The following is a 23776-nucleotide window of genomic DNA, read 5'->3' as shown; positions in this document are numbered from 1 at the left end:
GGCGCTCTAAGGCACGTGCCGACGGATCGTCCAGGCGCTACCGGGTTCCGGCATAAACTGTATCGTCTCAGCATCGAAGGATGTGGCGCGAAAGATTCCGTCGACGACAGTGCGAGGGCGCAAAGCATGGCCCAAATCGCTGCCTCGATATAATATTGTCCTTCAGTCAACGGCCGGTTTGATGATCTGGACGCCCGGCGGACGCGTTCTGGCGGGTGCCAGGCGAGACTTGCAAGCTCGTCGTGAACATTGCGACGACAATTGAACCAGGAATGTACGTCGCAACTCTCCGGGAATTGGAAAAATATCCATCCATTTTGGTTCTTTATTGCTTTATAAATTATATATTCCGGGGACAGATTTGCGCGTACGCTTTCAAGCGAATCGACTCGGTCAGAAGATCGAGATCGCGAGAGATACGTGATTACCTGAAGCATCTGTCCAGAATGCTGCAGCGTTAGCTGTGCCGACCGGGGGGGGAGGCTAGTGTCCACTCGTAGTCTGCTCGAAGAGTTCTTGCGAGATCGGCTGGCTTCCGTGCCGGTCGAAGCCTGGCCAACTTGTTCCAAGCTGAGTCGCCGAGCGTTTCTTGGCTCGCTTGGCGCCTCTTCGCTCGTAGCGGCTCACTCCGTCGTTCCCCGGAACGTCGTCTTTTCGCTCCGCCGGACCCGCGGTGGCTTCTCGCTATCCTATGCCGGGCAACACTGGACCATCGATCAGTCGATGTTCGGCCGCAAGGCTTCCGTCAGCCTTTTGCGTACGGCCGGTGGGCATACGATCCGCCTCGCTCGCGCGACGATGCCGGGAACTTCGGTCCCGGTCAGCTTCGAGATATCGCTGTTTCAGCGTCGGACGTGGCGAATCAATATCTCCATTCCCGGTTTGCGCATTGCCGCCGAAATGGACTTGGCGGATTGGATGCGCGGAAAGCCCGCACAGTCGGGCAGTCTGTCAAGTCGCTATCGCGCCGGCCAGGGGACGCTCACGGTCGAACGCGGACGCGCGACGCTATCAAGCGACGGCGGGTTGGCCGTCAATTTCAGCGGAAAGGTCGCGCTGAACGGTCGTGCGCAGTGCGACGGTCGCGGGCTGACGCTGCGGACCGCTCGTCGGAATGCAGTGTTCCACACCGGCTTCGAGCAGATGGATTGGGTGAGCCAGTTCGAGGTCGACACGCCGAAGGTATCGAGCAGAGCATTGTCGTGCGGCAGCGGCGCTGACCTGACGTTGCTTCGCATCGACAAGGCGAACAATGTGTCGGGCGAATTCTTTGACACGCCCGCCGGATCGGATGAGGCGTTCCTCATTGACGGCCCTGCTCGTCTGGAACTGCGTCGCCGCAACTTCGACGGTGCCCCACTACAATTCAATCGCGCTTTCACCGCTTTGCACCGGGACCGGATCGGGATTGCCGGCACGATCAGCAGCGTCCCGGCCTATATCAGATCCAAGCATGTTGCCGTTCGGTATCGTGGCGAAGACGCGACACCCTTCAGCGCTGTGTTCGCCGCCAATAGTCCTGCCCATTTCGAAGCGCTGGTGCGGACCTCGGAGATTCGATTACCGATGGCCGGCGGCGAAGCCCAAATCGCGCTGCCGGACCAACCGATGGTGCTCTCGACGAGACCGCTCGCACGCCAGATCGACGAACTGATCGTCGTCGATGATCACCCGGCAATTGTCACCAAGCTCGACAAGGCCGTCATCAGGGTGAGGTCGCCGGAAAATCTGCTCGATTTGAAATTCTCTTTCGAAGGGTTCGAGCTGAGCTGGGGCGAACTGGGAGCCCCCCTGCTCGAACGAACCAAGAGCGGCGGCTATTTTGTCGACGGGTCAATGGTCGTTGAATTCCCACCCCAGCATCTGACAGAGACAATCCAGGACCCGCAGGGCCAGCCCGGCTGCATCGATGCGGACGCGACGACCGCGGCGCGTCTCTCTGGCCCTTCTCGTGTCGCATTCACCTTCCCGCGCAACCCGTCGAGCCTGGCGATCTGGAAATCGCAACCACTGACCATCGACAACCTGACCAATTGGGCCGGATTGGAGATGAAGGTCGACCCGCGCGCGAATTCCGTGATCGGCGACGCCGACATTGACGCGCAGATAAAGGCTGCCGGGATAACCAAGAATGACAGCGTCGCGACCGCGCTCGCCGCGATTGGCAGAACGATCGTCATGCCCAAGCCTTCGGAAACGGCGCTCGAGCTGGTCGACAAGCTGGTCTTCTCGCCATCGGAGAAAGCGGTCTGGGAGCGCTCGGAGCTGCCCAGCGGTGGATCGACACCCATTTTCGGCATGCGGATCGGAAATGCGGGCAATGCGAGCGTTGCCGCGACGACGCGTCTGCGTGCGCTATACTCACGCAGAATTCCAGGGCTGTCAGGATCGATTCCCAAAGAGGCGGATCTCTCGACAGCAGACGAGCCCGACGCGCCCCTGACCGCAAAGGAGCATTGGGAGATTATCGGTCAGACCTCCGTATATGGATTGCCGGCCTTTCGTCGAATTTCGGACGAAAAGACAAAGGAAGCGATCGAGAAGGCGCCTGGGGACCCCAATCTGATCGTGACGAAGGTCGCGCGGAGCGGCGTCGTGCGGCCCGACGGCTTCACCTATCTCAAAGAAATCGATACTGCCCTGTCCAAAGGCGCGCCGGAGACCGGAATAGCGCTCGCGAGCGTGTTTCAGACCGCTGATGTGACGTTAACGTCGCTTGGCGCCACCATGCGGGTCGAATGGAGCGGGCAGCCCCCCTTGTTGCGATCGCGCGACAATACCGTACCGAAAAGTTTCTCGCTGGAGCGCTTGTTGTATCAGACCTGGCTTGGGCGCGATGTCAGGGTGATCGCGGTCCACAAGGGGTATCTTTTCCCGTTCGGTATCCCGGCAAGCTTCATCATTGTTGCCGAGCGGGTGTTCCTGCGCGGTCCGCTAGGCAAGCCGATCGCCAAGGAGGTCAGGCGTCGGTTTATCACGACATCGAGTGACTCAAAGCGATTTCCGGCCGTCAATCAGCCTGACGACGGCCTGGATTTTCCGGTCAGCAAACTGACCATGCAGACGACGAAGACCCCCGATCTGGTCGCGCCCGACGACGCCGCAGGCGGCTTGGTGCCCGGTTTCAAGCCGAAGACGGTGTTCTGGCCCCGGATCAAGGTCAGCGCGACCGAGGTGGTAGATTTCGACTGGAAGTGCATCATCGACAGTGACGTGACGCCGCTCGTCAACCGCATGCTGTTCGTCGACCAGACGATGACGGGTGAGGATGACGTCAAGAAGATCGTCGAATATTATAATGGCACGATAGCGACCAGCGACCCTGGTCGGCGAGCGACTTGGCCCGCCCATAACGTGGCGAGACTCGGCGGCGCGCGACGAACCTATGCTGCGCGCCGTGAGACTGCGCCATCAATGCCGGGAAGTCCGGGTGAGCTTCCCCCAGTCGATACGGCCTATGATACCGATAGCTGGTTGCTGATCGCGCGTGGCCGCTCGAGTGACGGTGACGATTCCGAAAACTTCGTGATGGATGCCCGGATGAATGGGGCGGACCAGCCGCCATTTTATCCGAGCATACGCCGCGCTGCGATCTCGGCGCAGAGCATCGACCGGCTGGTGGGCAGGCCACAGGGCGTGATCGAGACACGGCTATACCAGCCCTATGTCTCGTCCGGCTTCGACCCGACGCACAACAAGGCTGAAATTTTCCTCGAGGTGATGTGGCCGATCATCAAGCTCGACGTCGCCGATGAAGGTCATCCGGCGACGGGCGGGGTCGCGCAACCCAAAACCCTCGTTGCGGCATTGTCGCGGATAAACGGCGTGGTTGGCGGCAAAAGCGGTGGCACGATCACAACCCTGGCGCCGCGCAACGATGCTGACGCCACGCTCGACTTCAGCAGCGCTGCCAGGGGTGAGTTCGACCCCAGTGAATTCTTCAGCCCCAAAGTCTTCGGAATCGACATCCTGTCGGGCCTGCAGAGTCTCTCGAAGGAATTCGGCCGCGCGCCGCGACTGTCCGAACTTGTCGAACAAGGTGTCGGCAAAGATCGAGCAGAGGCAATCCGGGCCTCGGCAACAGCGGCCAGAGCGGAGGTCGGCAAACTTAGAAAAAATATCGATGCTGCTGTCGAGCAATTCAGATTAAATTTGCATAACGGCATCACATTCCAACAACTCTACCCAGAGCTCAATGCGGCTTATGTCGCGCTCATGACGGGCCTCGACGCACAACTTGCTATCGTCGCGTCGCCGAACAGTGATCTCGCGGACGCGACTACTGCGGCAGTTCGCGTCAGCGCGCTGGCGAAACCGTTCTTTTCGGAAGTCGGTCGAATAGCGCGAGATCCCGTTCCGCCGCTGGTCAACGACTTGATCAACCAGATCATCGGATATTGGGAGGACTTCGCCAAGCTTATCGGGGAGCTGCCTAACTCTATCGCAGCTAAATTGCAGGCCCTGGTCCGTCAGGAGCTCGCAAGGCTGACCGCCCTTGGCGCCGATCAACTGGCGTTGTTGCTGGGGCTGGACAGCGGCGAGACGGTTCTCGATCTCGCAACCAAGCCAGAAGCGCGCGCACGACTGGGCGAAACATTATTGTTCGAGCAGATCGGCGTACCGATCGTCCGGTTGCTCGACACGGCAGAGCAATTGCTCGTCGAACTGTCCGGCACCATCCTGCTGGACTGGACAGAACTCCACGATGCCGCCGAAGACGCGATTCATCAAACGATACGTTCGCTGGCCGGCGTGCTTGTTGACGATCCGCGCGATAGCGCCCCCAATATCCTGCGCGAAGAGCAGATCGAGGCGCTGTCGGCGGCACTGGCGGACGCGGCGCTGGCCAAGATTCGAGCAGTCACGACTTCAGCCGATCTCGACACGGCGATCGCCACGCTGCAGCGCATATCGGGCGATCTCGCTTCAGGCCAGGCAACGTTTCTCGCAATTTCCGGCGCGCTGGATGCGGAGATGCGGCTCCACCGGGCGTGGTTCCGCGCAGATGACCCGCAAATCGCACTGGATCGCTTCGCCGCCGCTGTGACCAGTGCGCTGATGACGACGGTCGTTGCCGCCCTGACACGCAAGATCGCAGAGGTGCTTCCCGTTGTCCGGGCGCTTGAGCAGAAAGCGCTCGACGTCGTCGTCGACCTGGCGCTCAAAGCCTTGCAGACGGCGCTTGACGGAGCGGATGCGCTGGAGCGGTTGGCGGTAGTCGCCAGCAACCGGACGACCAGTTGGTGCATGAATGTCGTCGATGGCGTGCTCGGCGTCGTCAAGGCGATTGGCGATCAGGTCCTGGCAAGCCAGCCCATGATCGAGACCTGGATCGCGCAGATCGGAACGGAAATCGCCCAGGTACAGCTTCCCGCGAGCGTACCAGCGCCCGTCGTCCAGCAATTCAATACGATAAAGACCGATTTTGGCGGGGCGGTCGCGGCCGCACTCGCGGCGGCGCAACGGCTTGGCACCGCCCGCGCCAGGCTCAGCCAGATGACATCGGCCGATACGTGCGCTGCAACGACGGCGTTCGCGAAATCGCTCGCCGATTGTATAGCCGAGCGAGGCCGAATGATCCGTGCGATGCGTGGCGTCGTGTTGCAAATTCGCGCGCTCGACCGATTGACGAACACTTCGCCCGGGGACTTCAAAACCGCTGTCGCTGTCCACCTCGGACAAATCATCAGCCTCGCCAAAAACCTCGTTGCCGGCGTCACCCTCGCCGGTAACGCGGGCCAGCCAGGGATCTGGCACGACACGGTTGCCAAGGCGAAAGATCGCCTGTTGAACGATATAGCTGTCGACGACTTCAAAACGGACCTTCAAGCCAGCTACGCAGCGTTGATCGTGCAAGGAACAGCGATCCGCACCGCACTCGTCAATGCCACGCCTGATCTGCTGATCGACCTGACCGAGCAGGCGATCCTGCTAGCCGACCCCGACCGACGTTTTGCCGGTTTGATCGTCGAAACGGTGGCATTGGCAGACGACGCCCGGGGCAAAATCGAAGATGTCGCGACCAAATTGATCAAGGGCGCGGCAGGCTCGCTTCGTGTGCTGCACGAGACCGGACTGCAACCGCTTCTGACGGTGCAGCAACTGGGTAACAGGCAACCAGTGGTCGCGTATCTGCTAGCTGGATTTGCCGACTTCAACACAATCGTTGCCGATGTGCAGGCCGACATCAAACGCCTCAAAGCAATCGAAAATGCCCCTGATTTCGCTTCGCTCGTTGCTGCGACCGGCGCCTTGCAAAAGGCCTGGAAGGGCCAACGAATCCCGCTTCTGCGCGCCGTCAGCGGACTAGGTGCCTTCGTCGACGCAATTCTCAAAGGAAAGTTTAGCGAACTCGTTGGCGACACCATCCGCAACCTGATGAAACAACTCGAGGAGGAGTTGCGCGATCTCATCAAACAGTTCGTCCCGACAAAGATTCAGACCCGATATGACTGGAACACTAAAATCGGGGACGTCGATGCCGGCCTCCTGGCCTTCAAGATGGACGTTCCCGCGGACACCAACCTGACGATCGCGTCGTCCATCGACTTCGATTTTCTGAGCGGCCAGCGCACGGCCAGTATCACCGGCAAACTCGAACCGTTCAGCCTTGCCATCGATGGGAGCGGGACTTTCTTCACGCTGCACTTCGACGGCGCGAGTTTTGCGTCGTTGAATGGTGCGAGCCCGACGTTCAGTGCCAGTTTCAAGAATGTCGAACTCGGTCCCGCACTGACATTCCTGCAACAACTCCAGGAGCTCCTCGGGTCCTCCGGCAATGGCCTCTATGCCCTACCGCAACTTGACAGGATTCGTGTCGGCTACGGTTTCTCGCGCGATCAGGTCAATGTCGGTCCGCTCATCGTCAGCAACGTCGCGCTCGATGTCTATGCTGAGCTACCGTTCGGCGGTGAGTCGCCCGAGTTCGGCTTCCTGTTCGCGAGCGCCGCACGGCCATTCCTGATCAGCTATCCGCCTTATGGCGGCGGCGGCTGGGTCAGTGTCATTTCCCATCCGGGCAATGTCGGCACCGGCCGGCACTTCGACATCGGAATTTCCCTGATGTTCGGCGCGGTCGCGCCGATCAATTTTGGCCCGCTCCAGGGCCAGGGGCGGATTTGCGCCGGCATCGAATTCATGGGCGACAAGATATCGTCTTTCGTCCAGGCGGTCGGCGAGGGCAATATCGCGTGCTTCTCTATCTCGATCTATATCGGAATTTTCCTCACGCACGACAACGCGACGGGTAGTCTCGACGGCGAGGCCATACTCGAGTTCAAATTCAAGGTGTCGTTCTGCACCTTCAAGTATAAGGTTGTCGCGCATCGGCATTTTGCCGGACCGACGCATCGTGACCCTCCCCGACCTGCAACTGCAATAGCGATGCTCGAGGCCGGCTTCCAGCGCGTGACGTATTTTGCCGACGAGGCGCTCCGCGCCGTGGGAGTACCGCCCGCGCAGCACAAGCATGAAAGCATCGTGCCCAGCAAATCTCACGCATGGACGCGATATCGCCGCTACGTCTCTCTGGAGCTTCTCCGTGATTAGTTCGTATCCGGTCCAGCCAGCGATCGTCGTCATTCCAAATGGCGGCGACAAGAATGTGCTTCGGCTAAACCTCAGGGTAACGCCATTTCGCCCCGACCCGGCGGGCGGTGCGTCGTCGCTCGCACCAATCGCGCTTGAGGCCTGGCCGGATGCAGTCGCGGCGATCGCCAACGGCAAATTCCGCATCGACCTTGCTACCGTCGATACCGTCACGACGATCAAAAACAACACCGTAACGGTCGGGCAGTATGCGCCCTTGGGCTTCAGCGGTTCAGCCGCGAACGGTGCGATGCGTCTCTGGCAGCAGACCTTCTCCGCGATCGAGGTTGCGCAGCTTTGGGATGAACTCGCGAAGCCCGAGCCACCCGACCCAGTCACAACACAACAAGCGGCCAGTGCCAGGCTCGCCCCGCGCCTGGATAGCGCCACCCTTTGCCAGGCGCTGATCGAAACGCGCGCCAGGTCTCTGGTCAGGTGCATCGATGCCCTGACCGGCCCTCACGGCGCGGCCGTCGCCAGTCGTGTCGCGCCGCCAAAGTCACTTGATGCGCCGATCACCGAGCACGAAGCCTGGGCATTGCCGGTTCCGGCGCGCGGGGCGCTCGCGAAAGTGCGTGAGTCCGAACTCGCTTCGCAGCGGAGGCGCGATTTCTGCAGCAGACTCGCCAGCTTCGTGCCGGAAGGGGCCGACCGGCTGTTCTGGCACGACGCCAACTCGCACGCTGAACTCGACGCGATGCACTGCGCGGAACAGGTGATGAACCGGTTCGATCCAGGGCTTGATGCCGCGGTCAAGGCGACAAGACCGGAGGATCCGTTCGAACTCATTGCCAGCCGGGTGGAGAGTCTCGCGCTCGTGCTCAACGCGCCAACAACGACGGCGAAGGCCAGCGAGGATGCCCCCGATCCGTCGCGCGATGTTCGCCGCAAGCTCACGGCGATTCTGAACTATCCGACGGTCGCCAAATATCTCGGAATGTCGTTCGACATCCAGATTCCTAGGACGGAATGGGCAGGTGCGCTCAAGCGACTCGGCAATCCGCGGGCCGTCGCGGTTTCGGCCAGTTTTGGCTCTGCCGCGACCGACCTCGGGACGACATGGACCGCTTATGTCGATCTTCCGGCGATCCAAGACGGACCGCCTGGCTATTTTGGTCCCGCCGACCCTGCGGAACTGGGGTTGGCCCCGGAATCAGATCGCAAATTCATCCGCGGTATGCTCGATCTGGGGGCGCCTTCGAAACATAGCCCCGGGAGTCCTCGCTATGCGCTGGAGGTGGTCGACCCGATGCCGTCGTTCATGCGCCACACGGCCTTCAGCGCGCGGCAGCACGAGGCGTCGTTAGCGTCGACGCCGTTCGACGACGAACAGCCGGAAATAGGTGGCCGCGGCATCGCGCTGCTGGATCGCGACTGTGTCGAGGACGCGCATGCGGCGAAGCAGCGCGACGACGATCTGCAGCGCGCAACGGCCACGAAACTCCTGTTCGCAGGCGATCTCGTCAACGGGTACCGTCCGATGATGGGCATAGCGCTCAGGAACAACGACGCGCTCAACATTCCCTCCGACCGATGGCGTTCGCTTGTTGCCCGCAAGATTACTTATGGCGCGACGATCGATGATACCTTCGTGCGAACCTCCCTGGATGCCGAACGGGAACACGGTCATGTCAAAACCATCGCTTCCGAGCAGAATGGCCAATCGCTGCTGTTCCAGGAACTGTTCGTCTGGACCGGTGACAGCCTCGGCGTGCCTAGCCATAACGCCGCCGCTGCCAACGAACTCGTGGCGGATGCCGCGACCGACCTTCCTGTCGATATCACCTATGACCTGCCACAGCCTGCACCCGGTATCGGGTTGCTGCCGCTTCGCGAAGGTCGTGCATATGTCGTCGGCGTCAGCGCATGTTTTCTAAACGGATGTGGCCCGACGATCGCCGACTCAGTCACGGCGCATGCCAACGCGACGAGGCCCAAACCTGCCAGCGCGACAGCGACAAGGCATGTGCTCGGCGCCAAAGACGGCGGTGCCTTTCGTTACGTAAGGTGCGAGCGCATCCCGCCGCCGGTTATCCTCCTGCCAGACCAATCCGAGCTCGTTACGACACGCCATATCGAGAGGCTGAAGGGCGAGAACCTGACGACCCTGGTCATCCGTCAGGAGGACGGCAATCGCGCGCAGCGTTATCTGTATCCGGCCCGGATCGCCTTCGACCGCGCCGAGCAGCAGGACATGTTTGGCAGCAAGGATGATGACGAACCCGAAGGCGCGTTCCAGAGAGTGGGCCTGACCAGAACCGCGTCCGGCGACTTTCCACGGGCGGTCGACGGCAAGGTCGATTCGACGGACCCTAAAAACGATCCCAAGGCCAAGAACAGTCGAGGGCCGGTGGCGCAGTTCGCGGATCCCGACGATGTGCAGGCAGACCCCTATTATCCGGATAGCTACTGCCAAGGGGTCTGGGCGCGCTTCACGGCGAATGTTCCCGCCAGCGGCGCGACGCTTTCGCCCATGACGAAACCGGCGAGCTACCGCAAGGCGACCGAGCCGGCCGTCAGCGCGCGCCCGGTCATGCTCGAGTTGAAGCCCGGCAAGACGACGGACCCGAGACGTGCCTGGATCGACGTCAATGACAAGGTCTCGCCTGACCAACCCAACGGCTATTCGCTCAACAAGATCGCCATCGCGCTCGCGCCTGCCACCATCGTCGACATCGCGCTCGATAGCGATTTCGATCCCGCCGCGGCGCTTGCGGGTCATTTGCTGTCGGCCCCGTTGATGGCGGCATGGGGCATGAACCATTTGGCGGACATACCGAAGGCAAGCACAAAGCTGGCCAAGGCGTTGACCGCAGGCCGGATCGACGATCTTCAGGGCAAATCGGTCCTGCGTCTCGTTCACGCGGTCCAGAAACCGCTCATCCCGGCCCGCTCGATCCAACTGGTCCCTGTGCTCGTGACGGTCGCGCCCGAAGGAAAGTCGTCGCCGACCAACCCTTCATGGCAAGAGATCATCGATACGAATTCGAGTGCGGGCGCACCCTTCTCGGAATGGAGCCAGCCCGGCGGCGCCACCTGTTTCTTTACGGGCAGTGTCGGGCTCGACGCTCCGTCGACCGGCGCGCTGGGACTGGATGCGACCTGGCATGATTTCGAACCCCAGATGGTCACATGGGATCGCAAGACCAATAGCTGGATTGAACAACCGGCGGCGCAGTCGGGGCGCTTGTTTTCGCTTACCAAGCTCGAAAGTGACATCAACCGCCCCAATAGCGTGAGCGAGGATGAAGTTTCTCTCGTTCTGGACAACATGAAGAAGCCGCGCAACCTGGCGTTCAGCTTCCGCGATGGGCGTGCCCGTTCGCTTCGAACCCGTTTGATGGCAGTATCGCGATTCGCCGAATATTATGATGTCAAGAATCCAACGGGGAATGTGCCTGGCGAGGCCGGCGACTGTGAGCGCGCGTCCACCGCGTGGCAGCAAATCTGGATACCGTGCACCTACCGACCGAGCGCCTTCGATATCAAGCGCGTCACGCCCTGGTTCACTTATCATCAAACGGGCGAACAGGGTGAACAGGAATATACGTTCTCCCGCGACATAAGCTACCGAGTGGAAATCGGACGCGACGGATTTACGAGCGGCGAAGATGAAAAGCTCGCTCTCGTCTTTCCCTCGGGCGATCCGGACATTTGCGACTATGCGGAAGAGACCCTCAAACCCTTTGCCTCCTGTCTGACCCGGTGGGGCCGCGATCCGCTGCACTATTCACCGGTGCCACAACGCAACATCTCGCCAGCGCGGTTCCAGGGTTCGGTTGGACCACCCGTCAATGCGCTCCGGCTCTTGCCAGGAGCCGATCCTGTTGACGGAAGCACCAGCACGGCAAAGCCCATTTCCGCGACCGCGCTTCCCTTCAAACTCATCCTCGACCCTAAAACCGGCACCTATTACAGCGAAATCGAGATCGCTCCGACGAGCGGCGTCGAAGAGGCCTATATGCCGTTCGTGCAACTGGGTCTGGCGCGATATCAGGAACATTCCGTCAAGGGGCTCGAACTGTCCCTCCCGGTTGGCACCACCATTCAATTGTTTCCGCGCCGCGTCGGCAAGATCAAGTTCAGACGAAGGTCCGAAGGGCAACGGTTCTCGCTCCAACTCTCCGGGCAGGTCGATCCGCGATCAAAATATCATTCAGTGCTCGATGTCACCGCGCTCGTGCGCGTCGATAACGGTCATGAACGGCCGCGTTGGATCGCTCAGGTCAGTGGTGGAAAGATCGCGAAACTCGAAGGTCTGAAGCCGAACGCCGATGGATGGACGGTCGCCGAGTTCAAGATGCCGAAGGATCGCTACTTCAGCGACAATTGGCTGGGTGTGCTCATTGAGGAATATGAGGTTTACCGGGACGAGCAGGGCAACGAGCACAAGCGCATCGTTTATGGCCAGATCGTGGACTTCCAACAGGCGACGCACAAGCCGCCGCCCTGAATGACCTGACGGTGCGGACGTATTCGAACACGCGGCAAAGCTGCTCAGATTGAGGCAACGACGAAGGTAGAGGAGGCCGAAAATGCCACTGATATGGGTTTATCGACGGGCCGCAGTGCTCACCCTTGCACTCGGCGTCTTGTTGAGCGCGGCATGTCAGGCTCGAACCGCCATTGCCACTTCGCCAGCCGGGTTTGCCATTTCCTATAACGTCCCCGTCGTGGCGCAAAGCAAGACGATGAGCTGTTGGGCGGCCGCCGCAGCGATGCTCATCCAGTGGAAGACCAACCTGCCGACCAGCGAATTCGCGGCAGCCAAGGCAGCTGGACCCAATTTCGTCATCGCGTTCAATAACAACACCGGCATTCTGGGGCCGGAGATCGCCGAGCTGGCGCGAGCGCTGAACCTTTCGGTTGAAGTGCCGCAGAACTATAATGCGCAAGGGTATCGCAGCCTGCTTGCGCACGGGCCCCTTTGGGTCGGGACCGCGATTTCCTCTCCGAACAGGGTCTATCGCCACATTCGTATTGTCGCCGGCATTTCGGGTGACGGCACCATGGATGGGTCCAGGCTCGACATTATCGATCCCGATGGCGGACGTCGGTATCAAAGCTCGGTGACCGCGTTTGCAACCGAACTCCAGACGATCGCACAGCAGGATCTGGGCGCGGGGGCGAACCTCAATCCGCAGATCATTCACTATCCGTGAGATAGAAATGCTCGGTCGCCAGACCTGCCGTGCTCAACCGTTTCGCAGCCGAACGAGTTGACCTTGGCAGACGTCATCGGTGCGGCGCCTTCGCGGCGCAGCGCCCTTGATCGCCGGCGGCAATGCCCCACTCCGTTGATCTGCGATACTGATCAGCCGCCGAAAATCGGCCGTCCCGGAAGGTGGCTGACGCCACCTTCCGGGACGGGTCTTGCAAGTCGTTATTGCGGCGTCTCGAATTTGATGCGGAGCGCCTTGATGAGGGCGTCGAACGCCTTGGCACGGTGCCCATTCCACACCCGGCGATTCAGCGGCACCACCGTGCAGCGGATCATCTGGAGCAGCGGACGCGCGCGCTCGAGTGCCAAACGAACTCGCTCATGGTCGTCATGGGCAAGTGCCTTGTCCCACAGGCGCGGATTGTCGGTAACCGAGCTCGCAATTTTCTGCAGTTCGAGAAATGCTACCAGGGCTTCGTCGCGCGCGTCATGGTCGAAGACGAGTGCGTCCACATTGCGGGTGCCAATCACGTCGAGCGTCTGGCGCCGTGCGTCGTTGAGGATCGCGTCGAGGCGGGACGTCAGGTCCTTGCGGAGCTCGCGGTCGCGGGTGCGCTGCCACAGATACGCTGCGGTCGCGGTGCCCCCTGTCGTCGCCAGCGCGGGAACGAGGAGGATATAGTCGGCAACCATTTCCTTTCTCCAATCTGAATGTTGCCTTCATCATTCAGCAAGGTTCGTGCCATGATCAGGCGATCGATTGGAGTAATTTTAAGTAATTGAAAAGATTAATATTATGGGGAAACGTGAATTCGCTCACCTGTGATTTTGTGAGAAACAGAAATGCCGGCACAAAATATTATCTCACAGGCTCACAATTGTACGGACGCGCCCGGGGAATAGATTGCGGGATCGGTCAATGTAATATGCACGCTGACGAACTTGCGTATCTTGTCGTCGATCGTTTTCTGCATTGCAGCCGTTGAGCCCGTCGGGTGCAACAATTGAGCGAGCTGCTTGTGGTCGGGGCGCCGGCCGTGCTGCGCAGCGACATGGCGCGCAAGCGCCGTCAGCAATTCCTTTGGATCCTCGTCCCGCTTGAGCAGTGCATAACGTCGTTCGATCGGCGCTGCGTACAGCGCAGATAGGCGCGCACTTACACCTGCCTCCAGCGCAGGCACCGCGTTCGGCGTTATGTGTGAAGGCGATGTGGCATCGGACTGCGTCGCTGCGTCTTCAGGCAGTTCGATATCGTTTGGCATCAGGATCATGCCGCGGTTGCGCGAGACGGCGGCGCGAATGGCGTTCTGCAACTCGCGGATGTTGCCGGGCCACGAATAGCCTTCGAGTTTGCGGCGCGTTTCGTCACGCAACATCGGGCGGACGTGCCTTCCCTGTTTTTCGTTCGCCTCATTGACAAAGCGCTCGAACAGCGCCGGAAGATCACCGAGCCGCTCGCGCAGTGGCGGGAGCGTGAGCGTGGTATTTCTCAGCCGGTATTCGAGGTCGGCGCGAAATCGGCGAGCTTCTATTTCTGCTGTCAGATCTTTGCAGGTGGCCGCGATCACGAACAAATTGACGTGTGTGTCATGTCCCGAGCCCAGTGGGCGAAACGTTCCCTGTTCAATCACGCGCAGCAGCGCCGTCTGCGCTGCGGCGTTGAGGTCGGCTACCTCGTCAATGAACAAGGTGCCGCCATTTGCTTCGCGCAACAGCCCGGGATTCTGAGTGGTCGCGCCGGTAAAGGCACCGCGTTCATGACCAAGAAGCTCCGCCACACCCAGGGTTTCGGTCAGATTGCCAGCGTTGATCACGACCAACCTGGTGCCTGGAAAATGCCGCGTGCGCTCCTGATAGATCGCCTGAGCAACGAGCTCCTTGCCCGTTCCAGAGTCACCGAGCAGCAGGACCGGGCCGCCGGCGCGGACCGCAGCGGGGATGCGCCGGGCGATCTCCATCATGCGTGGTGTCGATCCTACCACGAAGGGCAGGTCCAGATTGGGCCTGGACCGACGTTTGCTGTCCTCCATCACCTCATTCGTCGTGGCCATGAAGTCCGCCCCCCATTGTGGCTCCGCGGGCGACGGCTTGAAGATCATCGCATCGGGCTGGACGTCGAATTGCTCAAACTCCACATCTTGCCGCGCGAGGCGGGTGGACCAGATCAGCACTGGCAAATCAGGGTGGGCGCGCTTGATCTCGGTCAGCAGCAGCCCGCCCGCCGTTCGCCCGACGCCGACATAGATACGACTCGGCATTTCGAGGTCGAGGAGCACAAGATCGGGGAGAAACCGATCAATCGTCCGGAGCGCCAGGTCGGGATTCGGCTCCAGGTGCAATGTGAAAGTGCCGTTCGGAAGGACCGTCTCCAGGAGCGTGACGATGTCTTCGTCATCATCGACGACCAGGATCTTCGTCATGACAATTGCCTCGCGGGTTGGAGTGCCGCCTGCATATCGAGAGCGGCACGGTGCAGCCCGGCGAGCTCGCCCCTGACGGCGTCCATCATGGCGAGCAGGCGCGGCTGGCCACTGACCCCCGACTGGCGACAGGCCCGCCGCGCCGTGTTCAGCATCTCGGCACGGGCCTCAAGATCGAACATCCCCCGCTCGAAACGATCAAGTGTCGCGCGCTGGGTGCCGGCGCGCGCGACGCTGGCGCCAAGTTGCACTGCGTAGTCGATCATATATCGCCGCTGCGGCGTGATGAACGCGTTGGCCTCGAGATATCCGTCAGGGAGCACGCTTCCGTCGTTGAGCGCCTGGGCGATATGTTCCCGAAGCATGCCAAGCGTGCTCTCCCGTCCAGCAAGCCAATGGGCGATGCGCCCAAACTGGATAATAGCCTCATTTTGCGTTGATACCCCAAGATGCGGGAGCGGCGCCGCCCGTCCGATGAGCGCGCTTCGCGCTGCGCGCTCGAGATCGTCGCGTGAGAACCCATAGGTCAAGAATACGAGTCCGGGCCATGCGCGCACGGCGAGCAAGGCTTCGTCGTCGGTTTCATCCGGTGTGGACCAGCCGATGACCAGAATGGCTGCAGGTTGAGCACCCAGAAGCCGATACTGCAGCAGCCGGTCGCGAGCATGCCGTACGCCGGCAAGCACGGCATGCCCGACCTCAGGATCATGATCGCGCTCGACCAGGATCAGGTTCTCCACCGTCACGCCCGCGTCGCGGAGCGCCCGCAAAATGATCTTCTCCATAGCGGGCCAGGCGATGCTAATGCCGGGTGGCGAGTTCATCGCGCATTTTCCAGCCGGTTAACGACAAATACGAGATCTTCGATCTCGCGCTGCCAGACAGGGGAGGGATACTCCAACCAGCGTTCGAGCTTGCGGTGTAGCCGGTGTGGCGACGAGGACAGCAGCGTGCGGCATTCCGCCTCGATCACCGCGTCGGGATCAAGGAGCTTTTGCTGGCACAGCATTGCCATTTCGGTGAGCGCCTCGTGCTCTGCCTGCGCGTTCCAGTCTGCGCACAATTGGCTGGCCTTTGCCTTGCCGGCGATCAACTCGGACAGGGCTTTGAATGTATCGTCCGGGTCGACATGGTGAAAACCCGTGATGATTTTGGCGCGGCCCAGAATCTGGAGGTTGGGGTCTTGCTCAGGAGCGGTGTTTACCAGCGAGTTCAGGTGCCAGATCACGCCAAGGGTCGCTGCCGGGACCCGGTTTGAGTGGAGAAGGCCGGAGGGAACGGGCGAGCGATCGTCGAGCAGCAGCAACTGGCAGTGTTCGGCTTCGACCAAGGGATCCACCAGCCGGTCATCCAACGTCCAGCCAAGCGGCAACGCGCGCACCATGTGCGTGGGCCGTTTGTCCGGGTCGAAAAAGGCCACGATCGGGTTAGCCATCGCAGGTTACCGCAGCGGCGCGCGCGCCGCGTACGCCCGGTTGCGCGGCGCTCCACAGGGTCCGCATCAGCCCGAGCTTGCTCGGGTTGGACACGAGATTCTCAAGCAGCGCCGAAACCGGCAGATAGCGAAATTTCGGCGTCGAGGCGCGCTCGGATGTCATCGCGACGCTGGGGACGCCGCGTCCCGTCACGATGAAGATTTCCGCCCTGGCGGCCCGGGTGTTGTCAACAAGCGCTTCGGCCGCTTCGACCAGGCCACCGTTCACCTGCGCGCTCAATGCTTCCAGCGTCGAGAGATGAAGAACCAGACAGTCAATAGGACCGGGGGTTACGCCCGCAGGTGGGTTGATAAGGAAGGATCGGCATTCCTCAAGGTCGGGGAAATCGAGATCGGCGAGCCGCTTGTCCGGTATGCAGATGCCCGAGCGCTTCCAGACAATATCATGCGGCGCGCCATTTCTGGCGAGAATGCCAGCCTGGGATTGAACGCGCTCGTCCAATATCGCGACGCGCGCCAGGGAGGCAGCGAGCAATTCCCATCCACTCCCGTCCCGTGCTGCTTCATGAAGCGCGGCAGAATGGACACACATACCGTTCGCCGCTTCGGCGCTGATCCAGTAAGGCCGCTCCGGCATCCCGGCGTTGTCGAATTGGGCCGCCTTGTCGATTCCCAGGGCGGGGCTGAACTTCTCTTCACCGGCATGATCGAGCCAGATCGCGGCCAGATGATCGCTACCCAAATGCGGAGCAGGAAGGAACTCACGATCGAGCGGATAAGGGAATTTCAAGGTATCGGTCATGTACGGGTCAGCGAGGCGCGTGAACAAGATCGGTCCGTCGACGCCCGACAGCGGCAGCGCATCGCAGTCCGAACCAGCGATCCCGACTATTGGTCGGCCTTGCCACACCGGGTGCTGATCGCGATAGCCAAGCGCTACCGCACGGTGCAGGTCTTCTATCCAGGCCCTGCCTTCGATGGCCTTTGCCAGAAAGGCCGCGATCGCATCGGGGGCGAGTTGTAGAGTGCGCACCGGCAGTTGCGCGCCCCACTGGTTGATCGCTGCTGTCGCTTTGAGGTTGGTGTCGACGATCAGAAAACTGTATCCGCGGGCGGCCTCGGCGATTCGCCCCCAATCGGGTTCCTCGTCAACCTCAATCGCCGCGATGCCCAGACCCGCCGGCTCCCGATTGCTGTGCCCCGGACGTACGATCAGCGCGATCTTGGGGCGTTGAAGGTAGAACTCATATTTGAGGCAATGACTGCCATTATCGAGGGTGTGCGTGCCGGCGCGGAGTACGGCGGGACCCGGCTCTTTGAGCTCCAGTTCCGAAAGGCGCTTGCCGCGAAGATAATGGGCACAGATCTGCATCTCGCGGATTCCCCAGAAGCCCGCCATGGGTGCTCCTGTCGAGTCGAGGATTGGCGCGTCATCGATTATTCCATTGATCCGAACCGGCAGCGGAACGTCCTTGTCCTCGCGATGTGAATCGACAAGCCGGCCGTCCCGCTCAAGCCGCGTTCTGGGATCGACGATCCTGATCTGGAGAAGGTCGGGGTCGTCGGACGAGACGGTTGCCTTGACGTCGAGTTGCAGCTTGTCGCGGGACCGGCCGGCGCCGTGGCGTGCGCTGTTCCGAATGATATTTTCTAGAATGATATATAGTGCATGCGCACCGACCTCGCCCCCCGGACACGAAAAGACCATCGCGGGGTCGCCTTGATATTCCACTGAAGACGGCAGATTCTCCTTGCCAGAGATGGTCGAGAGCAGAGGAGGGCGGCCGTCACTCCCCAATGCCAGCGCCTTGATCTGGCCCGCCAGATTCAACCTTGATAACTGGGCGGCGAGCGAGAGCGGCTGCGACCAAAATGTCTGATCTGAGGTCGCAATTTCGGCAAGGAAATCCATCCGCCGCTGCAGATAGGCCAACAGGTCATTCGTTGCGCGCGACAGGTGCTCAGCAGTGTCGCCGGGACGAGGCGCGGCGCCGGCGACGCGGGCCAGGACATGCGAGCCCAGGTTGTGCGACATGTTTCGGCCCATGATGGCGGCCACGGCGCTGCGCAGGGACGACCGTCTCGCGCGCACTTTCTGCGCAAGCAGACGCATCAGATCAAGTTGCTGGCGCAAATAGGCTTCGCGGACGAAGGCGCGCCCCGCCTCCGCTTGCGGGATGCTTACGGCGCGCGGGAATTCGTAGCGTATGGAAATCTCGCCGAACGCTTCAACTTCGTCGGCCATCAGCCCCGGGATAAACGCATCAGACCACAGGTCGATCGTACTATTCTGACCCGCGGTCCACCACATGAAGTGGCGTCCAGCGGCGCTCTGGATCGGACTGTCGCTCAGCGGAAAAAGCGGTCCATCCAGGTGATCGAGCCCGATGGAATCCTCGATCCATTCCGTTCGCACGCCTCGTTCGGCCTTGCGTTGGAATCGTGCAACAGGGTGCTCGCCGGCAAAGACCACCGCCTCCTCCCAATCCTGGATGTGCGGCAGCACCGTAAGGAAGTGCGAAATCAGGCTATGGGCTTGATGGATCGGCTGGACGAGGCACGTGGTCTCGCGTGCTGCGGCGATCTGTGACGCAAGCCGCGCGAAACCGCTCGCAAGCTGATGATAGTGTTCCTTGAGCCAACTTTCTCGCGCGTCGCTGGTTTCGAAGAAGAGCAGGAAGACGGCTTGCAGCCCGCCGAAACCCTGGTCGCCGACCCAGATGTCGGACACCGGTGCAATGGCGATATGACGTCGCGCGTCGATACGCTTCGAAAACCTGGCGACGTCCATCAACAGTGGCTTGAGGAAGGCGTCTATCGCCAGTTCCTCATCAGCCGACCGTTCCTTTTGGGTCTGTGCATCCGGCGGGCTGTCACGCTTGTCGCGGGCATTTGTAAGCGAAACAAAGCGGTTGGTGCGCTTCCCCTCTGCGCACTCATTTTCCTGTGGTTCGAGGAGCTTGAGCCAAAGGAAAGGCGGAGCCGCGTCGTCCCCCGGGCGAACCATCTCGCCGCGCAGCGGGCCATGGGCAGGATCGCCGCCATTGCTTTCGAGATGGTCGTAATAAACCCCTTCAATGTTACTGCGCGGGTCGTGCGGATAGCCCGAATAGATCGCGAGCAGCGCGCGCCTGAGCGACTCCCATCCGCCCGGCGGCGTCCAGTCGCCCGGCATCGTCGCTGTCCCTTTCGGGAGGTGCGATATGGCGTCACCCAGAACTGATTTTGCCCGGGCGATCTCGGGATTGTCCGGCAGGGCGGCGAGCAGATCTGCGAGGCTTCCATTGCCGTGCCCCTGTACGAGCGCCGTCAGGGCACGGCGCATAAAGTCGTTCGCGTCGTCGCCACCCTTCCAGATATCGCGTTCGACAGAGATCCATCGAAACGATCGCGTCGCTTTGTCGAACAGCGCCGGCACGGCCTCGACGGCGTGCTTGCCATCTATCAGGTCAAGAGCATCGCCGAGCCAGCTCAGCTGGAATTCGGCATTGAAGCGATAGACCGATTGCGGCGAGAGATAGTCGCGTTCGCGCATCGCACGGATCGCGTCGAACCATTCCGGCGGGCGCGCTGTTCCACAGACCATGCTAAACTCCGCTCACGGCGTGATCAGCGTTCATCGGCCTGGCGCCGAGCAAAACAGCAACGAGGCGCACCGCGACGACTATGGCGAGCAGCATCGCGCCAGGGGCGAGCAACATCCATGGGGCCGAACTGACATAGTTCATGCCGTCGTAGATCATCTTGCCCAGGCCGGGCTGGGGAGGCTGGATGCCGAGACCGAGAAAGGACAGGGCGGCCTCGAGCGCGACGATGTCGGGCAGATAGGCGATTGCATAGAGCGCCGCGGTGTCGGTGCAATTGGGCAGGATCTTGGCCAGCAGGATACGCCATTCAGGCAATCCGATCGCGCGCTCGGCGGTGATGAAGGGCAGTGGCGCGATCTTGATCACTTCGGCCCTGACGATCCGCGCGGGCCCGGGCCAGATGACGAGCGAAAGCACGAGATAGGCTTTGGCCGCGCCCGGACCGATCGCGCTCAGCAGCGCTGCCATGATCAGCAGGAACGGGATCGAAGAAAAAAGATCGATCAGCCACAGGAACACCCGGTCGGGCCAGCGGCCGTAGTGAAACCCCGCAAGGGCGCCGATAGCCGCGCCGATTGTCAGCGAGGCCAGGAGGGCGGCCACCGAGATCGCGACCGTATATGAGGCGCCCACCAGGACGCGGCTCAATATGTCGCGCCCGAGTTCGTCACAGCCGAGCCAGTGCGCGCTGTCCGGCGCGGTCAGGCGCTCGTTGATCGAAATATTGATCGGATCCTGCGGCGCTGCGAATGCAAGCAGGAGGCAAGCGGCGGTGACGAGCCCCAGCGCGATGACCGTATTGCGGGCGGCATCACCCGTGCGCATGCCACACTCCCGAAATGCGAGGATCGAGGATCGGGTAAAGCGCCTCAAGGGCAAAGGTCACGATGATCGTGACCACTGCCGATAACAGAACCAGACCCTCGAGCATCGGGAGGTCGCGGGCCAGCACCGATTTGAGCAACAACATGCCAAGGCCTGGAACTGAATAGATGATCTCGACGATGAACGCGCTGGTCAGAAGGAGCGGCAGCTGGTTCCCGAAGGCAGACAGCAGCGGCACCATGGCGTTTGGCATGACGTGTGAGCGCAACACGCTGAGGGTACCAAGCCCGCGTGCTCGCGCGGCCACGACATAAGCGGCGCGGTCGATCTCCTCGATCTGGCGCTGGGCGATCGACCCCAGAATTCCCATCGGATATGTTGCCAGAACGAACGCCGGCGGCACCAGAAACAGCCAGTCCTGCCAACTCGATGGCGCACCGGAAAAGCTGGCGAAGGGGTAATAGCGCGCCACCAGCAGCGCCAGGAAAATGCCGACGGCCATGGTAGGCGCGATCGTCAACGCGAAGTTGATCGTCGAGATCGCTGGCCGGGCACCCGCGACGGTGGTGCCCCAGCAGACCAGGGCGACATGGCACATGATGAACAGCGTCGCGATCGCGGCGACCGTTGCGGTCGTAGTGAGTTTGCCCGCGAGTTCCCAGGCAACCGGCCGATCGTCAACGAACGATCGGCCAAGGTCGAGTCTGACGATCCGCTTGCCATAGGTCAGGAGCTGCACGGGCAATGTTTGATCGAGCCCCATCTGGTGGCGCAAGGATGCGACCTGTTGTTCGGTCGCTGCGGCACCAAGCTGGGTCCTTGCCGGATCCGAGGGTATGACGTGGAACAGCAGGAAGGACAGGGCGATCACCCCAAGCGTGATCGTCATCGCATAGGTGAGGCGCCCCGCGACATAGCGGGCTAGGCGCCGCGCGCGCCGGCGCACCGGTGATGCGCCGGGGCGCGGCATAACTGTCCGGTCAGTGCTCACCCGGCTTCGCCGCGGCGAGGGTGCGAAAATCGAATGCACCATGCGGGTTGATGGATACCGGCCCGAACCGGTTCGAATACAGCGCGACCTGATCGAGTCTGAACAGAAAGGCGGCCGGGGCCTGCGTCATGATGGCAGCCTCGATCCGCGCGGACTCGTGAAGGGCGCTGGCGCGGTCCATGCTGCCGAGCTTGTGGAGATCAGCATCGATGGCAGGGTTGGAGAACTGCCAGAAATTGGGGGCAGGGCGTTTCGCTGAATCGAACAGATTGGCGAGGATCGGTTCCGGCGACGAGAAGACATAGTCGAGGAACATGCTGAAGGCCGGATCATCGCCCTTGACCATGCGCCCGATGGCGCTGTCGAAGTCGACCTTCTTGAGAACCACAGCGATGCCGAGCGGTTTGAGCTGAGCCTGTACCAATTGCCCGATCTGCTCGCTTGCCGCCTGGTTGTGGATGAGCAATTCGATTGGTTCACCGTGATAGCCGGACTGGGCGAGTTCGGCGGCTGCGCGCTTCGGGTTGTAAAGCTGCGCGGCGGAGATTTGCGAATGATAGCCGCTCATGCCCGGCGGCACCGGTCCGCCGGCGACCTCGGCATGTCCGAGGAAGAGCTGATCGACGATCTGCCGTCGATCAATCCCGAGCGAGATCGCACGGCGCAGATGCACGTCGGGCAGCTTGGCGAGATTGAAACCGATCATGTTGCTGTTGAAGGTCGCGAAGCTTTGTTGACGGAACGACGTTGCGAGTTCCGGTTGCAGACCTCCCTGTTTGGTGAAGACCGCCGGCAAAAGGCCGTTGGGCACAAGCATCATGTCGATACCGCCGCGCCGGAGTTCACCCAGCCGCACCTCGTCATTGGTGATCGTGCGAAAGGTGAGCTGCTTCACCGTCCCCGATTTTGTCTGGTCCCAATAGTCGGGATTGCGCTCCATCACGATCTGGGACGCGCTGTGCGAAACCATGCGGAACGGTCCGGTGCCCACCGCGAGTCCAAGGCCCCAGCGGTCCCGGTTGGCGGGGGCGAGTGCTTCCTGGGGGAAGATGGCGATCCACGCCGTTGTCAGGCGATTGAGGAAGAAGCGTTCGGGTTTGATCAATCGCATTTCGACGACGTCGTTGCCGACCGCGCGAAGGCCGGAAACCGAGGTCGCTTTACCGCCATTATAGGCGGCGCATCCGTCGAGCGTGTCGGTCAGCAGAAACGCAGGATAGGCGCGCGCCGAGCAAAAGGCTGTGTAGCTTGCCACCACATCCCCCGCGGTGACGCTGCGTCCCTTATGATCTGGACCGAACAGGTCGGAATCCTGAAATCTGGCGCCCGACCGGATATGGAAGCGCCAGACCAGATTGTCCGTCGTGCTCCATTGATCGGCAAGCCCAGGCGCCACCTCGCCGGATTTGTCGAGGCTCAGCAAACCTTCATAGATTTGCCAGGCGATCAGAAAGGTCTTGGGATTCTTGATCGTCAGGGGGTCAAGACGCTCGGGCTCGGCTTCGATACCGACCACCAGCGCGTCGGTTCGGGGCGCCTTTCCGGTGCAGGATGCAAGGGCAAATGTCGCTGCCAGCGCCAGCGCGCACATTCGAAATGTCGACCGCGTCATGTTCGATTCTCCTCATCTGTATCACGCGGCCGAACAGCAGTTTTGCGAGAAGCTCAGCTGTTGGTCGGTGGCAAAGTCTCATTCTCACGTGCCGCGTCGCGGCGTATCTCTGAAGTTCCCGCACTGCTCATGAGCGCCGGATCCTGGCCCGCTGCTGG

Annotated in this window: 11 protein-coding genes; 3 read left to right on the top strand and 8 right to left on the bottom strand. The window is 61.3% G+C overall.

Going from position 1 to position 23776, the window contains the following annotated elements; translation table 11 throughout:
• Positions 1-723: 723 nt before the first annotated feature.
• The 3 genes from AC1DX5_RS20585 to AC1DX5_RS20575 all read left to right on the top strand — a co-directional run bounded on the left by AC1DX5_RS20585 (position 724) and on the right by AC1DX5_RS20575 (position 12749).
• A complete protein-coding gene (locus AC1DX5_RS20585; protein ID WP_478017174.1) occupies positions 724-7548 on the top strand; it encodes a hypothetical protein in 6825 nt (2274 codons plus the stop codon).
• Positions 7541-12040 carry a hypothetical protein gene (locus tag AC1DX5_RS20580; RefSeq protein ID WP_478017172.1) on the top strand — a complete coding sequence of 1500 codons (4500 nt, stop codon included), beginning with the start codon at positions 7541-7543 and terminating at the stop codon, positions 12038-12040. The genes AC1DX5_RS20585 and AC1DX5_RS20580 overlap by 8 nt, the downstream gene beginning before the upstream one ends.
• Positions 12041-12122: 82 nt before the next feature.
• Positions 12123-12749: a papain-like cysteine protease family protein gene (locus tag AC1DX5_RS20575; protein WP_478017170.1), complete on the top strand. Its 627-nt coding sequence runs from the start codon at positions 12123-12125 to the stop codon at positions 12747-12749.
• A gap of 221 nt (positions 12750-12970) precedes the next feature.
• Here AC1DX5_RS20575 and AC1DX5_RS20570 read toward each other — a convergent pair whose 3' ends face one another.
• The 8 genes from AC1DX5_RS20570 to AC1DX5_RS20535 all read right to left on the bottom strand — a co-directional run bounded on the left by AC1DX5_RS20570 (position 12971) and on the right by AC1DX5_RS20535 (position 23618).
• Positions 12971-13441: a hypothetical protein gene (locus tag AC1DX5_RS20570; RefSeq protein WP_478017168.1), complete on the bottom strand. Its 471-nt coding sequence runs from the start codon at positions 13439-13441 to the stop codon at positions 12971-12973.
• Positions 13442-13620: 179 nt separating this feature from the next.
• Positions 13621-15168: a sigma-54-dependent transcriptional regulator gene (locus AC1DX5_RS20565; RefSeq protein ID WP_478017166.1), complete on the bottom strand. Its 1548-nt coding sequence runs from the start codon at positions 15166-15168 to the stop codon at positions 13621-13623.
• Positions 15165-15992, bottom strand: a complete 828-nt coding sequence (locus tag AC1DX5_RS20560; RefSeq protein WP_478017164.1) for a hypothetical protein — start codon at positions 15990-15992, stop codon at positions 15165-15167. The genes AC1DX5_RS20565 and AC1DX5_RS20560 overlap by 4 nt, the downstream gene beginning before the upstream one ends.
• The gene (locus tag AC1DX5_RS20555) at positions 15989-16603 is read right to left on the bottom strand and encodes a hypothetical protein (RefSeq protein WP_478017162.1); all 615 of its coding nucleotides are present in this window, start codon (positions 16601-16603) and stop codon (positions 15989-15991) included. Before AC1DX5_RS20555 ends, AC1DX5_RS20560 begins: the two co-directional genes overlap by 4 nt.
• Positions 16596-20189, bottom strand: coding sequence for a hypothetical protein (locus AC1DX5_RS20550; RefSeq protein WP_478017160.1), 3594 nt, complete (start codon positions 20187-20189; stop codon positions 16596-16598). Before AC1DX5_RS20550 ends, AC1DX5_RS20555 begins: the two co-directional genes overlap by 8 nt.
• 1 nt (position 20190) lies before the next feature.
• The gene (locus AC1DX5_RS20545; RefSeq protein WP_478017158.1) at positions 20191-21015 is read right to left on the bottom strand and encodes an ABC transporter permease; all 825 of its coding nucleotides are present in this window, start codon (positions 21013-21015) and stop codon (positions 20191-20193) included.
• Complete coding sequence (locus AC1DX5_RS20540; RefSeq protein WP_478017156.1) at positions 21002-22006, bottom strand: ABC transporter permease; 1005 nt, start codon at positions 22004-22006, stop codon at positions 21002-21004. Before AC1DX5_RS20540 ends, AC1DX5_RS20545 begins: the two co-directional genes overlap by 14 nt.
• A complete protein-coding gene (locus tag AC1DX5_RS20535) occupies positions 21996-23618 on the bottom strand; it encodes an ABC transporter substrate-binding protein (RefSeq protein WP_478017154.1) in 1623 nt (540 codons plus the stop codon). Before AC1DX5_RS20535 ends, AC1DX5_RS20540 begins: the two co-directional genes overlap by 11 nt.
• Between the last annotated feature and the right edge of the window lie 158 nt (positions 23619-23776).

It is taken from the genome of Sphingomonas sp. P2_B6 (assembly GCF_056404755.1).
This window is presented reverse-complemented; position numbering and strand designations above follow the sequence as displayed.

Excerpts from the sequence above, each read along its gene's own strand:
- AC1DX5_RS20570 (WP_478017168.1), bottom strand. The coding sequence starts at position 13,441 with ATGGTTGCCGACTATATCCTCCTCGTTCCCGCGCTGGCGACGACAGGG.
- AC1DX5_RS20575 (WP_478017170.1), top strand. The coding sequence starts at position 12,123 with ATGCCACTGATATGGGTTTATCGACGGGCCGCAGTGCTCACCCTTGCA.
- AC1DX5_RS20560 (WP_478017164.1), bottom strand. The coding sequence starts at position 15,992 with ATGAACTCGCCACCCGGCATTAGCATCGCCTGGCCCGCTATGGAGAAG.
- AC1DX5_RS20545 (WP_478017158.1), bottom strand. The coding sequence starts at position 21,015 with ATGCGCACGGGTGATGCCGCCCGCAATACGGTCATCGCGCTGGGGCTC.
- AC1DX5_RS20585 (WP_478017174.1), top strand. The coding sequence starts at position 724 with ATGTTCGGCCGCAAGGCTTCCGTCAGCCTTTTGCGTACGGCCGGTGGG.
- AC1DX5_RS20550 (WP_478017160.1), bottom strand. The coding sequence starts at position 20,189 with ATGGTCTGTGGAACAGCGCGCCCGCCGGAATGGTTCGACGCGATCCGT.
- AC1DX5_RS20535 (WP_478017154.1), bottom strand. The coding sequence starts at position 23,618 with ATGACGCGGTCGACATTTCGAATGTGCGCGCTGGCGCTGGCAGCGACA.
- AC1DX5_RS20555 (WP_478017162.1), bottom strand. The coding sequence starts at position 16,603 with ATGGCTAACCCGATCGTGGCCTTTTTCGACCCGGACAAACGGCCCACG.
- AC1DX5_RS20565 (WP_478017166.1), bottom strand. The coding sequence starts at position 15,168 with ATGACGAAGATCCTGGTCGTCGATGATGACGAAGACATCGTCACGCTC.